This is a genomic window from Cupriavidus malaysiensis (assembly GCF_001854325.1).
Classification (GTDB): Bacteria; Pseudomonadota; Gammaproteobacteria; order Burkholderiales; family Burkholderiaceae; genus Cupriavidus; species Cupriavidus malaysiensis.
The window spans coordinates 1,395,676-1,409,862 of record NZ_CP017754.1 but is presented as its reverse complement, the minus strand read 5'-3'; the positions used below and the strand labels follow the sequence as shown (position 1 = coordinate 1,409,862).

Below are 14,187 nucleotides of genomic sequence, written 5' to 3'. Positions count from 1 at the left end.
CGTGCGGCGCCATCAGGGCTGCCGCTTGCCGCCACGCATGCGAGGAAACTCGACGACGCGGCGCCCGGCCGATGCCTGCTCGGAATGCGGCCTGGCGTGGAAACGCTGGCGCACCAGGTAGATGGGCCGTCCCTTGGCCTCGTAGTAGATCCGCCCCACGTACTCGCCGACCACGCCGACGCCGATCAGCTGCAAGCCGCCGAAGAACAGCAGCACGCACAAGAGCGAGGCATAGCCTGGCACGTCCACGCCGAGCACGAGTGTGCGCGCGGCGATGAACAGCCCATACCAGAACGCGAGGAAGGCAAAGGCCGAGCCGATATAGGTCCAGACGCGCAGGGGCAGCGTGCTGAAGCTGGTGATCCCCTCCAGCGCGAAGTTCCACAATCTCCAGCCGGAGAACTTGGAGTCCCCCGCGCAACGCGCCTGGCGCTCGTAGGTCACGATCTCCGTACGGAAGCCGACCCAGGCGAACAAGCCCTTCATGAAGCGCCGGCGCTCCGGCAGCTGCTTCAGCGCGTTGACGACCACGCGATCCATCAGGCGGAAGTCGCCGACGTTCTCCGGCAGCTTGAGTTCCGACAGGCGGTTGTGCACGCGATAGTACGCCGTCGCGGCAATGCGCTTGAGCAGGCTGTCGCAGCGGCGATCGCGGCGCTGCGCCAGCACGACCTCGGCGCCCGCCCGCCATTTCTCCACCAGCAGCGGGATCAGCGCCGGCGGATCCTGCAGGTCGGCATCGATGGGAATCACGGCATCGCCGAGCGCCTCGTCGATGCCGGCCGTCATGGCGGCCTCCTTGCCGAAATTGCGGGTCAGGTCGATGACGCGCACCCGCATGTCACGGCGCGCGACCGCCACCAGGCGCTCGAGCGTATCGTCCGTGCTGCCGTCGTTCACGCAGACGATCTCGAAGCGGACATCCTCCATCGCCTCCAGGATCGGCATCACACTGGCGAAGAACGGCCGGATCGCCGCGCTCTCGTTGTGGCACGGCACCACCAGCGACAGCAATTTCACTTCGGAATAGCGGATCATCATGCCTCCTCCCCGTTCCGGTTCGCCTTGTGGCGGCGCTTCCGGCCGGACACCTCCATTTCCCGCGGCAGCGGCGCCCCGGCCCTGCCATGACAGCGATACCCAGGCACGGCGCCAGGTCTCATGCTGCGCCCCTTCCCGTGCACACCGGCGCGGCACGGGCCCGCCGCAGCACGGCCAGCAGCACCAGCACCAGCACCAGCACACCGCATTGCGGCCAGCGCGTGCCACGGTTGACGAACAGATAGAGCGGCAGCAGCCAGCCCGCCAGCAGCAGCAGCCGCTCGCCACGCAGCCAGCCGCCCTTGCCCATGCCGAGGGCGGCCAGTGCCACCAGGGCGATGCCCAGCCAGCTCAGGTCGTAGTACCAGAGATAGGGCGTCGCCAGCGTCGTGCCGACGCCCAATGCGCCCGCGCGCAGGACCGGCCCGGCCTGCCGGCGCCAGACGTAGGCGACCGCCGCCGCCGCGGCCAGCGCCGAAATCCCTTGGGCCAGGTACGCGGAAGCGGCCGAAGCCCCCAGCAGCCGGGCCAGCGCCAGGGCGGTGGGCATCGCGTACCAGGCCGTGTCGGAATGCTCCAGCATCTCGTGCTTGGCCCGGGCACCGGCGGACAGGAAGGCCGGCAGGGTGTCCCATCCGAACACGCAGGCAGCCAGCAGCGTCATCAGCAGCGCCGTTGCCGCGGCGACGGCCAGCGCCCGCCACTCCCGTGCCGCGAGCAAGGCCAGCGGCAGCAGTACGGCGAGCTGCGGCTTGATGCACAGAGCCCCGGCCAGCATCCCCGCGATCACCGGACGGCGCTCCAGCAGCAGCACGGCCCACAGCGCCAGGGCCGCGGTCAGGAAGGCGTTCTGTCCCATCGCGCCCGTCACCACGAAGCCCGGGCAGGCCACGACGGGCAGCCAGCGCGCCACGCCGGCGGACCATCCGCCCGCCGCCTGCAGGCGCAGCAGACCCGCGACGTAGGCCCAGCCACTGCCGCCGATGAACACCACGTAGGCCAAGGCGAAGGGCAGCGCGGCCAGCGGCGCCATCCACAACAGGAAAGCAGGCGGATAGAGCCACGGCAGGTCGAAGCTGGCGCCGTCGGCCAGCGCGCCGTAGGCGGCGATCACCGGCTGCAGCCTGGTGTAGTCGTAGGCGGCCGCGGCCTCCCCTTGCAGCGCCAGATGACCCGCGCTCCAGAACACCGAGAAGTCGGTGCCCGGCCGCAGCACCGTGCCCAAGGTGAAACCGCGGGTCAGCCAGGCCCAGCTGAGGACGAATGCCGCATAGAGTGCCAGGACGAGCGAGCAGCCCGCGCGCAGGCTCGCGCCGCTGAGCCAATCGCCGGTTCGTATCGGTTGTCCTGCTTGCATGGTCGTCTCGCAGAGGCACACCTCACATGGTCAGCCACGCTCGCGCGTGCGACCCTCCATGCCTGCTGTTTTCTACCAAGCCGCGCGATCAGGCAAGGCCGCCCAAGGTGCCATTCCAGCCGGGCCCGCGCCACGTTTCCAAACTGAAGCGGCCGGCCCGGAGCCGCCGCGGCGACCGCCGCTGCACCACGCTCCCATGGCTTGCACGCCGGAATCGGCGCGGCCCGCCTTGCCTGCGGCACCCGACGTTTCCCGCGTGAAACATGGACCGGCGCGCACTGCATGGCCTGCCTGCTCGGGCGAATGCCGTAGGCGCCCGCGGCAGACGGCGCGGCCGGGCCTGGCAAACGGCTCGTCGGGCGCTGTCATCAGCCGAATGGATGAGTTGGCCGGTGCGCCGGCCATCCATTGGTCTCAGTGCTTCGCCGGCTCGTTCTATTCGGCATGATTCCCGCGCGAAACGATGGCCTGCCCGGCCCGCCCCCCGCATCCCGACGGCACCGGCAGATATCCCGCAAAGCCTTGCCGCACAAGGCATCGAGGGCGGCTGGCCCGCGTTTTGCCTTGCCTTCGTCAGACGGCGATTCCCGGCGTCGACATCCCGGCAAGCGGTGCCCGCGATCCGCGACACCGCCGCCGGCGAGGAACCCACCACTGACCGAAGGCTATGCCCGCTACGCAAACCGCCACCCGCTCCGACACCGGACGCACCGCGACCGGTGGCCACCATGGCATGAAGCCGGGTGACTGCGCCTGCCGGAACGGCAGCGCGAAGCGTGGCCAGCGTGGCAACGACGGCCAGTGGCAGTTCCACGCCTGCGCCGCCTGCGGGCCGCCCGGCTCCTGATGCCGGCTTGAGTTTGATTGGATGTAGAACCCTGCTTTTCCACGCGAAGGAGATTGTCATGCAAGCACTCATCACGCAACTGAAGCAATTCACCCAAGACGACGAAGGCGTCACCGCCATCGAGTACGGCCTGATCGCGGCACTGATTGCCGTGGCCATCATCACCGCCGTCCAGCTGGTCGGGACCAACCTCAACAACGTCTTCAACTACATCGCCGGCAAGCTGGTGACCTGATCCGGCACGCGGCGACCACACAGGAGAACGCGATGGAACCCACGATACTCCACGCGCCTGACTTCGCCCGCGAAGAGGATGGTGTCACAGCCATCGAATATGCCCTGATTGCAATGCTGATCGCGGTCGCCATCATCGCGGCCGTGACCAGCGTCGGCACGAGCCTGCAGGGCATCTTCAACTACATCGCCGGCCAGTTGGTGACCTGAACCGCGCCAGCCCCGCGGCCGGAGCGTCCTCATCGCGCTCCGGCTGCGGGCCAGCGCCGACAGATACCGAGAGCGCATTGACATGGGAGCCCGTGACGCCTGGCGCCACGGCTTCATCCGGGAACATAGCCGTAGCAAGGAGGCACACCATGGACCGCATGCGCGACACCTCGCCGCACCGCGACCAGGCCGCCTGCTGCCGCAATACGCAGCGGCAGCTCGCCTGCCGCGCGTGCAGAGACGACCGTCCACTGCAAGCCACGGCGCAGCCAGGCGCCACGGCCGCAACCGCACCAGGGGAATCTCACATGATCTATCCCTTCGCCATCGGCGCCGTTGTCGGCCCTTGCGTGATCACCGTCGTCACCACCGCCGCCGCCCAGGACCTGCGGCGCCGCCGTATCCCGAACTGGCTGACCTTCGGCGCGTGGCTGCTCGCCTTGCCCGTGCAATGCGCCATGCATGGTGCCGTGTCCGGACTGTTCGAGTGGTCCGGCGGCTGGCTGGCCGGCCTCGGCCTCTTGCTGCCGCTCTACCTGATGCGTGGCATGGCCGCCGGCGACGTCAAGCTGATGGCGGCCGTCGGCGCCTGGCTCGGCGCCCCCATGGCGGTGCAGATCGCCCTGGTTGCCTTCGTGATCGGCGGTGTCTGGGCCATCGTGCAAACCCTCGCGGCGGGGCAATGGGTGCCGCTGCTGCGCAATCTGCGCCTGATGCTCGCCAGCGCCGGGCAGATCCGGCCGCAACGCGACGGCACGGGAGATCCCGCCGCGCTGCGTTCGGTGGGTTCGATTCCATACGGCGTCGCCATCGCGATCGGCACGGTCGGCGTGCTGTTCGCCACCGCCTGAGCACCGGCTGCCGCCACCACAGGGAGAAGCGCCATGCGCCTCGGCAACACCCTCACGATGCCCGAGCGGCAAACGCCGGCATCCCCGCTGCCCCACGACACCAGCGCCGGCTTCGCTTCCCGGCATGCCTGGGAGATCGCGCCGCGCAGCGTGGCCGACACCGGCCTCGAAATGCCCTTGTTGACCGGCCTGCTGCTCAAGGCCGCGCATCGGCAACGCACGGCGATGCTCGCGCAGCTGGTGGACGTGCTCAAGCTGCCCGTCACCGTGGTCCAGGAAGTGGCGGCCTTCGCCGTGCGCGAACGCCAGCTGGAAGTCGCCCATCGCGGCGACAGCGACATCGATGTGCGCTACCACCTCACCGATGCCGGCTATCAACGCGCCAGCGAACTGACTGCACGCTGCAGCTACGTCGGCGCTGCGCCGGTCACGCTGCAGGCCTACTGCGCGGCGGTGCGCCAGCATACGATCGCGCGCGTCACAGTGACCGAGGCCGAACTCCACGCCGCGCTCGGCAGCCTGGTGATCCCTCCCGGCACCCTGGACGGCATCGGCATCGCCCTCAACAGCAGCCGCCCGCTGATGCTGTTCGGCCCTGCCGGCAGCGGCAAGACCTTCCTGGCGCAACGGCTCTGCAAACTCCTGCCCGGCCATATTCCGGTGCCGCATGCCATCACCATCGCCGGGGAAATCATCCAGGTCTTCGATCCGCTGGTGCACGCTCCCGTGGGCGACGACGAACTCGAAACGTCACGCTCGCGCGACCGCCGCTGGGTCGACTGCCACCGCCCGGCCGTACTATCCGGCGGCGAGCTGACGCTGGAGATGCTGGAGCTGCGCTACGAGCCCGCCTCCGGCTTCTACCAGGCGCCGCCGCACTGGAAAGCCAACAACGGCATCTACATCGTCGACGACCTCGGCCGGCAGCGCGTCGCCGTGACAGACCTGCTCAATCGCTGGATCGTGCCCCTCGACCGCGGCGTGGACACGTATGCGCTGCGCAGCGGCCTGCGCTTCTCCGTGCCGTTCGACGTCTGGCCGGTGTTCTCGTCCAACCTCGATCCCCACAAGCTGGCCGACGATGCCTTCCTGCGCCGGCTGGGCAGCAAGATCTACGTCGGTGCACTCGACCCGCAGGCGTATCGGCGCGTGTTCCGGCAAGCGGCCGACGAAGCCGGCCTGGACAGCAGCGATGCGGAGCTGACCTTCCTGATCGAGGCACTGCACGGCGCCACCGGCGTGCCGCTGCTCGCCTGCATTCCCGGCGACCTGCTGCAGCTCATCGGCTCTGCCAACCGGTACCACGGCCTGGCACCGCGCGTGGAAAAGGAAGCCCTGCGGAACGCCTGGCGGCTGTACTTCGGCGCCCACGTCGAGGCAGGCGGAGACCTGCAGGCCAGGCCGGAGATGGATTGGGGGATGCCCGCGCGCGTTCGGGCAGACGCCGCAACAACCGATGAACCAGACGCGGCATCCCGCTGACACCAAGGACAGGGTCATCGACTACCGTAGGGAGGTGCAACATGAAGAACGCTCGTGCCATTCTGATGCTGATCGTGGCGCTCGGTGCCGGCATCGCCGCCGTGGTCTCGGCGTCGCGCTGGCTGATACAGCAGGGCTCCGGCTCGACGCGGCAGGTGATCGTCGCCAATGCCGACATCGACCTGGGGCAACCGCTCGGCCCCGAGCAGTTGCGCGTGGTCAGCTGGCCGACCTCCAGCGTGCCGGCCGGCTCCTTCGAAGACACCCGGGAACTGAGCGGCCGCGTGGTCCGCACCAGCCTGCAGCGCGGCGAGCCGATCCTCGAGGCCAAGCTTTCGCCGCAAGGCACCAAGGGCGGCCTGTCGGCGGTGATCGCCGCAGGCAAGCGTGCCATCACGGTGCGGGTCAACGACGTGGTCGGCGTGGCGGGCTTCGCGCTGCCCGGCAACCTCGTCGACGTGATCGTCAACACCAGCGAAGACACCAAGAGCCAGAACCCGAACGGCGCCAGCATCTCGAAGATCGTGCTGGAAAAGATCCTGGTGCTGGCGGTCGCCCAGCAGGTCAGCCGCGACGATACGCAGCCGAAGGTGGTCAATGCCGTCACCCTGGAAGTCACGCCCGAGCAGGCCGAGAAGCTGGACGTGGCGCGCAGTGTCGGCACGCTCTCGCTGGTCCTGCGCAACCAGGTGGACGTCGCCGCGACCAGCACGGACGGCGCCACCAAGTTGACGCTGCTCGGCGCCGCACCGGTGGTCGCGCCGCCGAAGGTGATCACCGTCAGCGCGCCGCGTGCCCCTGCACGCCCGCGCCCGCCCGCACCGCGCGGCGACTGCATCGGCGTCCTCGCCGGCATGCAAGGCAGCCAGGAGTGCTTCTGAATCTGAATCTGATTCTGTTGGACCTGCGTCGGGCGGCGCCTGCGCCAGCCCGACGCCAGCCGAGGGTATCCGCGTGACCAGTCGGGTGCCAGCTAGCGATCCCGGGGGAGGGAAGACATGAGAACCAAGCAGAACGAAAACAATGCGCCCGCTGGCACCCGTGTGCTGGTGGCGGGCGTCGTCAGCCTGGCACTGGGCGCTCCAAGCCTGGCCACGGCACAGAGCGCTGCCGAAGGCGCGATCATCGGCAGGTCGACCGCGCCGGCCCAGCCGGCGCAGTCGGCTCCGGGCCGCCCCGCCGGCGGGCCCATGCAGATGACCATCAGCATGAATACGGCGCCGCCGGCGACGCCGGTGGCGCCGGAAGGGCGCGGACCGAACTGCACGGGCGCGCTGCGCAATGAGAGCACCGTGGTCGTCTCGGTCGGCAAGTCATCGCTGATTCCACTGCCGGAAGCGGTCAAGAACCGCACGCTGGGCAATCCCGCCATCGTGCAGGCGACCATGGTGTCGCCGCAGACGCTCTACGTGCTCGGACGCAGCGTGGGCACCACCAACATGATCGTGCAAGGCCGCAGCGGCACCTGCAGCGTGATCAATGTGGTGGTCAACGTCGACGCGGCCGGCCTGCAGAACTCGCTGACGCAGCTGATGCCCGGCGAGAGCAAGATCCGCGTGACCACCGCGGCCGACAACCTGGTGCTGACCGGCTCGGTCTCCAACGCACAGGCGGCGCAGCAGGCCATGGAGATCGCCCGCGTCTATGCCAGCGCCGCCCAGGCAGAAGGCGACAAGAAGACCGGCGGCGTGCTGAACATGCTGGCGGTGGATACGCCGCAGCAGGTGATGCTGGAGGTCAAGGTCGCCGAGGTCTCGAAGACCCTGCTCAACCAGATGGGTGCCCAATTGAACCTGCAAGGCGGCTTCGGTACCTGGAGCGGCGGGCTGGCCAGCGCCCTGCTGTCCGGCGCGGCCTCGGCCATCTTCGCCAGCAAGGCGAACCACAGGCCGTTCCAGGTCGAGGTCGACGCGCAGAAGAACGACACCCTGGTCAAGATCCTGGCCGAACCCAACCTGGTCACCTTGAGCGGCCAGGAGGCAAGCTTCCTCGCCGGCGGCAAGATCTTCATCCCGGTCGTGCAGAGCAATACCGGCACCAGCGCCACGATCTCGCTGCAGGAAGAGGAGTTCGGCGTCGGGCTGAAGTTCACGCCCACGGTGATGAGCAACGGCCGGATCAATCTCAAGGTCTCGCCCGAGGTCTCCGAGCTGTCGCCCACCGGCGCTACGGTCAGCGCCACGGTACAGAGCGGCTCGAACGCCCAGACGGTACTGCCGCTGATCACCACGCGGCGGGCCACGACCACCGTGCAGATGCGCGATGGCGAGACGTTCGCCATCGGCGGACTGCTGCAGGACAACGCGCGCGGTGCCATCCAGGCCATTCCGGGCGTCGGCGAAGTCCCGGTGCTGGGTGCCCTGTTCCGCAGCACCTCCTACCAGCGGGACATGACCGAGCTGGTCTTCGTCATCACGCCCCACCTGGTGCAGCCGATGCAGACCGCGTCCATCCCGCTGCCGACGGACAGCTTCACCCGTACCAACGAGCTGCAGGTGCTGATGATGGGCAATATGGAGGGCTCGCCCAAGCGCAACAACAGCGGCAACGGCGGCAATGGACAGTCCCCGTCGCCGATGCCCCAGGCTCCGGCCCCGAGCGCACCGGCCACGCCGGCCGCACCGTCCGCCCCCACCGTGCCGGCGCCGGGCGCCTCCTCCTCGCGCGAGCCCGAAGCCGCCCCGCCGCTGACGCAGTTGCCCCCGCCGGCCACACCCGTGCCACGGCCGGAACTCAGCGCAATGCCGCAAGGCAAGCCGCTCGACGAGCCCGTCGTGGCCGGCACCGCGACGTCGCCCAAGCCGGAAGCTGCCGCACCGCTGCTCCAGATGCCGCCGCCGGCCACGCCCGAGGCGCAGCCGGAACTCAGCGCGATGCCGGAAGGCAAGCCGCTCGACGAGCCCATCGTGACCGGCGCCGCCGCGCAGCCGAGCCAAGCCGACAAGTCCCAAGTGGAGTGATGCCATGACCCAACCGACCAAGACCATGCGGACTCTCCGCCGGCTGGCGCTGCTCGCCCTGTGCAGCCCCCTGCTGAGCGCCTGCGTCACCACCACGCCGATCTGGGACAAGCAGTTCGGCCAGGCGCTCAGCGCCGTCAACCGTGCCCAGATGGTCAACCCCGATGGCCCGGCCGACCAGCCGCCGTTGAGCGGCGTCGACGGCAAGGCCGCCGTGACCGCGATGAACAATTACGACCGCTCGCTGATCCGGATGACACCGGCCGGAGGCGCCTACGGTTCGGGCGCCGCCACGGGCGTCGGCATGGGTACCGGCTACGGCGACGCCAGCATGATGGGCTCGGGCACCCGCTAGCGGCCGCCGGCAGTCGATGCTGACCAAGGAGAAGATGTCATGCTCAAGATCCTGATCGTTTCGGAATCGGCCGAGCGGCTGGGCGAGCTCGCGCGCGTCACCAGCGCGAGCGGGAACTATCTGCCCATGCGCCTGCAGGACGCCGCGTCCAACCTGCCCTCGCATGGCACCCAGATGCGCAGCGCCGATGTCCTGATCCTGGACCAGGCGACCGGCGACAGCGCGCACCTGCGCGCGCTGGAGGCGGTGCGCCAGCAGTATCCCGGCCTGCCCTGCATCCTGGTCAGCGACGACCGCCCCCCCGACCTGCTGATCCGCGCACTGCGCGCCGGCGTCAGCGACGTGCTCGGCTGGCCCCTCGACCGGGCCCAGCTCGCCGAGGCCCTGCAGCGGCTGGAGGCCAACCGTGTCGCGGCGGCGAGGAACGAGGCCCGTGTCATCTCGCTGGTGTCGGGCAAGGGCGGTGCCGGCGCCAGCTTCCTCGCCGGCAACCTCGGCTACGTCCTCAGCGCGCTGGAGCACAAGCGCGTCCTGCTGATCGACCTGAACCTCCAGTTCGGCGACACGCATTTCCTCGTCACCGACAAGGTACCGCCGGCGACCCTGGCGGATGTCTGCGCGCAGATCGACCGCCTCGACGATGCCTTCTTCGAAGCCTGCCTCATCCACGTCTCGCCGAGCTTCGACATCCTGGCCGGCGCCAGCGACCCGGTCAAGGCAGGCGACATCCGCAAGGACCGCGTCGAATACGTGCTCTCGCTGGCCGCGGCCAGCTACGACTTCGTGCTGATCGACGCCGGCCAGGACATCAATCCTGTCTCGGTGGCGGCGCTGGACCTGAGCGACCAGATCCTGCTGGTCACGCAGCCCGGCATTGCCTACGCCCGTACCGGGCGCCGCATGCTGGAAGTCCTGGAGGGGCTGCACTACGGCCCGGAGAAGCTCCTGCTTCTGGTCAATCGCCAGGGCAAGGCGGACGGCCTGCGGCGCGACACGCTCGAAGGCATCTTCGGCACCAAGACGCTGCTGACCCTGCCGGACGATCCGGCCGCGGTCGACGACGCCATCAGCCATGGCGTCCCCGCCGTGCAGCAACAGAAGCGCAGCGCGATCGCCAAGGCCCTCACCGCGCTCGGGCACAACCTGGTGGTGGAGCGCGGCAGCGCGCCGAGTGCCAGCGGGGAGCGCGTCTCGGCGCTGGGCCGCTTCTTCCTGCGCTCCAAGACGTCGGCACCGAACACGGCCTGAAGCCTGAAGCCTGAAGCCCGAAGCCTGAGGACTGAAGCCCCGGGCCCGAGGCCCGCATCCTGACGCGACCAATGCCTGGCGGCCGGCACCGGCAGCCGATACACGGAGTCCATCATGTCGATTCGCGAACACCTGTCTCTTACCGAGGTCGTCCCCGTGCCGACCCTGCGCACGGAACCCCAGTCGGACAAGGTCCACCAGGCCGCCTATCTCCCGCTCAAGAAGACGGTCCATGAAGCTGTGCTCGACAACATCGATCTCGAACGGCTGGCGCGTTTCCCGGCGGACCAGATCCGCCACGAGATCAACACCCTGGTCAACCGCATCGTCGACGAGCAGCGGCTGCTGATGAACGATGCCGAACGCCGCCAGCTGAGCGCCGACATCTACGACGAGATGTTCGGCTTCGGTCCGCTGGAGCCGCTGCTGCACGACCCGACGGTGTCCGACATCCTGGTCAATACCGCCAAGCAGACCTACGTCGAGCGGCGCGGCAAGCTCGAACTGACCGATACGGTGTTCTACGACGATGCCCACCTGATGAAGGTGATCGAGAAGATCGTGTCGCGCGTGGGCCGGCGCATCGACGAGACCAGCCCCATGGTCGATGCCCGCCTGCCGGACGGCTCCCGGGTCAACGCCATCATCCCGCCCTCTGCCATCGACGGTCCGCTGCTCTCGATCCGGCGCTTCTCGGTCAACCCGCTGCAGGTCGAGGACCTCGTCAGCCTCAAGAGCCTGACGCCACCGATGGCACAACTGCTGCAGGCGCTGGCGAAGGCGAAGGTCAACGTGATGGTGTCCGGCGGCACCGGCAGCGGCAAGACCACCTTGCTCAATGTCCTGTCGGGTTTCATTCCCGAAGACGAACGCGTGGTCACCATCGAAGACGCGGCGGAACTCCAGATGCGCCAGCCCCATGTGCTGCGCCTGGAAACGCGCCCGCCCAACATCGAGGGCAAGGGTGAGATCTCCCAGCGTGCCCTGGTGCGCAACGCGCTGCGGATGCGGCCCGACCGCATCATCCTGGGCGAGGTGCGCGGCGGCGAGGCGCTGGACATGCTCAACGCCATGAACACCGGCCACGAAGGCTCGCTGACGACCATCCACGCCAATACGCCGCGCGATGCGCTGACCCGGCTGGAGAACATGGTCAACATGGCCGGGGTCAGCCTGCCCGCCAAGACGATACGCCAGCAGATCGCCTCGGCCATCACGGTGGTGGTCCAGGCCTCGCGCCTGACCGACGGCCGGCGCAAGATCGTCAGCATCCAGGAGATCACCGGAATGGAGGGGGACATGATCAATATGCAGGAGATCTTCACCTTCCAGCGCACCGGCATCGCCCAGGACGGCACGGTCAAGGGCCACTTCCGCGCCACCGGCGTCTACCCCAAGTTCGCCGAGCGCCTGCGCGTCTTCGGCGTCGGACTGCCCGACGAGGCCTACGACCCGGCCCGGCGCATGGAGGTCTGACGACGTGCCGGGCGGTGCTCCTGCCGCACCGGCCCTGGCCCGACTCCCTTCACGAGGAAGAGCAAAATGGACTTCGCCTTCTATGTCTTCGTCATCCTCCTGTTCATCGCCGTGGTGCTGTGTATCGAAGGCGGCTACCTGTGGTGGAACAGCTATCACGGCGCCTCGGCCAAACGGATCGACTCGCGCATCCGCGCCCTCTCCGCGGGCGGCCAGGTGGGGGAGGAGACCCTTTCCATCCTGAAGAAGCGGCTGCTGAGCGAATCGCCGCGCATGCAGCGCTGGTTGATGAGCCTGCCGCGCGTGACCCTGCTGGACCGCTGGCTGCAACAGTCGGGCAGCAACTGGTCGATCGGGCAGTTGCTGGGCTACAGCCTGTCGGTGGTGCTGCTGGCCCTGGCCACCGGTCCCTGGCTGCCGGTTCCCGCCCTGGTGGTGGTGGCGGGCGCCCTGCTGTTCGGCGCGATGCCGCTGCTCCACATCGCCTCGCTGCGGCGCAAGCGGCTGAAGCGGCTCGAGGAGCAACTGCCGGATGCCGTCGACATGATCAGCCGCGCGCTGCGCGCGGGGCATGCCTTCGCCGGTGCGCTGAGCATGGTCGGGCAGGAACTGAACGCGCCGATGGGCCCCGAATTCCGCACCACGTTCGAGGAAATCAACTACGGCGTGTCGCTGGAAGATGCCCTGACCAACCTGGCCATGCGCGTCCCGGTCAACGACCTGCGCTACTTCGTGACTGCCGTGCTGGTGCAGCGCGAAAGCGGCGGCAACCTGGCGGAGATCCTCGACACCATCGGCAACCTCGTGCGCGATCGCCTCAAGCTCTACGGCAAGATCCGCGTGCTGTCGGCCGAGGGCCGGCTGTCCGCGTGGATCCTGGGGCTGCTGCCCTTCGTCACGGCAGGGCTCATCCTGGTGTTGAATCCGGGGTTCATGAAGGTGTTGTGGGAAGACCCCATCGGCGTGAAAACGCTGTGGGTCGCCCTGGGCATGATGATCTCGGGCGTATTCTGGATGCGCAAGATCATCCGCATCCACGTCTAGCCCGCGCCGGCCCGCGCCAGATGCGCCAGACAGGCCCGACGCGGGCCGGCGCGGGCTGACGGGAAGGCAGACTCAAGAAAATGAAGCAAGCCATTGGGGGGAAAGCCATCATGCAAGGCATCTATTCCGAGCAGGGTCTCGTGCTGGCCCTGATATTCATCGCCGCGTTCGGCGCCGCTTTCGGCCTGCTGCAGTTGTTCGCGCCCGGCCGCCCGCGCGGCCGGATCGAGCAGATCGCCAACCCCGGAGGCAGCAGCGACGACACAGGCAATGCCTGGATCGAGCAGCTCGCCCGCCTGGCCCGTCCCGTGTCACAGCTCTCGCTGCCGGCCGAGGGATGGGAAAAGTCCAAGCTGCGGCTGACGTTCATGAACGCAGGCTGGCGGCGCGCCTCGGCGGCCCCGCTCTACTTCGCCGCCAAGACCTTCCTTGCGCTGGCGCTGCCGCTGATCGCGCTGGTGCTCGTGAGCGGGCATCCGCTGGCGCAGAACAAGAACGCGATGCTCACCCTCGTCGCCCTGACGGGCGCCATCGGGTACTACCTGCCGAATATCGTCCTGTCGCGCAAGGCAGCAAAGCGCAAGCAAGCCGTGTTCGAGGAGTTCCCGGATGTGATCGACCTGCTGACGGTCTGCGTCGAGGCCGGCCTGGGCCTCGACGCCGCGCTGCTGCGCGTCACCCAGGAGCTTGCCCTGCGCTGCCCCGTCCTGGCCGAGGAACTGGAACTGATGCTGCTCGAACTGCGCTCCGGCTTCTCCAAGGAGAAGGCGCTGACCAACCTCGCCCTGCGCACCGGCGTGGAGGACGTCGACAAGTTCGCCTCGATGCTGATCCAGGCGGACCGCTTCGGCACCGGCCTGGCCGAATCGCTGCGCGTGCTGTCCGACATGCTGCGCACCAAGCGCAGGATGCTGGCGGAGGAAAAGGCGGCCAAGATCGCCCTCAAGCTGCTCTTCCCGCTGATCTTCCTCATCTTCCCCACCTTGATGCTGGTCCTGCTCGGGCCGGCGTTCATCCAGATCTATAGGGTACTGCTGCCGACCATGAGCGGGCATACGGGCGGTTGACCGGACCCGTACCCG

Annotated in this window: 13 protein-coding genes; 11 read left to right on the top strand and 2 right to left on the bottom strand. The window is 68.5% G+C overall.

Going from position 1 to position 14,187, the window contains the following annotated elements:
- Positions 1-12 precede the first annotated feature (12 nt).
- The gene (locus BKK80_RS06070; protein ID WP_418235882.1) at positions 13-1,041 is read right to left on the bottom strand and encodes a glycosyltransferase family 2 protein; all 1,029 of its coding nucleotides are present in this window, start codon (positions 1,039-1,041) and stop codon (positions 13-15) included.
- A 118-nt stretch (positions 1,042-1,159) separates the two neighbouring features.
- Positions 1,160-2,398, bottom strand: coding sequence for a glycosyltransferase family 87 protein (locus BKK80_RS06065; protein WP_071037323.1), 1,239 nt, complete (start codon positions 2,396-2,398; stop codon positions 1,160-1,162).
- A 905-nt stretch (positions 2,399-3,303) separates the two neighbouring features.
- On the opposite strand from BKK80_RS06065, the gene BKK80_RS06055 reads away from it, so the two are divergent.
- The 11 genes from BKK80_RS06055 to BKK80_RS06005 all read left to right on the top strand — a co-directional run bounded on the left by BKK80_RS06055 (position 3,304) and on the right by BKK80_RS06005 (position 14,172).
- A complete protein-coding gene (locus BKK80_RS06055; protein WP_071011559.1) occupies positions 3,304-3,480 on the top strand; it encodes a Flp family type IVb pilin in 177 nt (58 codons plus the stop codon).
- Between the two features lie 32 nt (positions 3,481-3,512).
- The gene (locus BKK80_RS06050) at positions 3,513-3,689 is read left to right on the top strand and encodes a Flp family type IVb pilin (protein ID WP_071011557.1); all 177 of its coding nucleotides are present in this window, start codon (positions 3,513-3,515) and stop codon (positions 3,687-3,689) included.
- 308 nt (positions 3,690-3,997) lie between these two features.
- Positions 3,998-4,540, top strand: coding sequence for an A24 family peptidase (locus BKK80_RS06045; RefSeq protein WP_071038437.1), 543 nt, complete (start codon positions 3,998-4,000; stop codon positions 4,538-4,540).
- 33 nt (positions 4,541-4,573) lie between these two features.
- A complete protein-coding gene (locus BKK80_RS06040) occupies positions 4,574-6,022 on the top strand; it encodes an ATP-binding protein (protein WP_071068738.1) in 1,449 nt (482 codons plus the stop codon).
- A 41-nt stretch (positions 6,023-6,063) separates the two neighbouring features.
- A complete protein-coding gene (cpaB, locus tag BKK80_RS06035; RefSeq protein ID WP_071011554.1) occupies positions 6,064-6,903 on the top strand; it encodes a Flp pilus assembly protein CpaB in 840 nt (279 codons plus the stop codon).
- A gap of 117 nt (positions 6,904-7,020) precedes the next feature.
- Complete coding sequence (locus tag BKK80_RS06030; protein ID WP_084545499.1) at positions 7,021-8,982, top strand: type II and III secretion system protein family protein; 1,962 nt, start codon at positions 7,021-7,023, stop codon at positions 8,980-8,982.
- 4 nt (positions 8,983-8,986) lie between these two features.
- Entirely contained in the window at positions 8,987-9,337 is a 351-nt protein-coding gene (locus BKK80_RS06025; protein ID WP_071011551.1) for a hypothetical protein, read from the top strand.
- 39 nt (positions 9,338-9,376) lie between these two features.
- Complete coding sequence (locus tag BKK80_RS06020) at positions 9,377-10,585, top strand: CpaE/TadZ family protein (protein ID WP_071011550.1); 1,209 nt, start codon at positions 9,377-9,379, stop codon at positions 10,583-10,585.
- 114 nt (positions 10,586-10,699) lie between these two features.
- A complete protein-coding gene (locus BKK80_RS06015; protein WP_083383987.1) occupies positions 10,700-12,061 on the top strand; it encodes a CpaF family protein in 1,362 nt (453 codons plus the stop codon).
- Between the two features lie 66 nt (positions 12,062-12,127).
- Positions 12,128-13,105, top strand: a complete 978-nt coding sequence (locus BKK80_RS06010) for a type II secretion system F family protein (RefSeq protein WP_071011548.1) — start codon at positions 12,128-12,130, stop codon at positions 13,103-13,105.
- Positions 13,106-13,215: 110 nt separating this feature from the next.
- Positions 13,216-14,172: a type II secretion system F family protein gene (locus BKK80_RS06005; protein ID WP_071037330.1), complete on the top strand. Its 957-nt coding sequence runs from the start codon at positions 13,216-13,218 to the stop codon at positions 14,170-14,172.
- Positions 14,173-14,187: the final 15 nt, after the last annotated feature.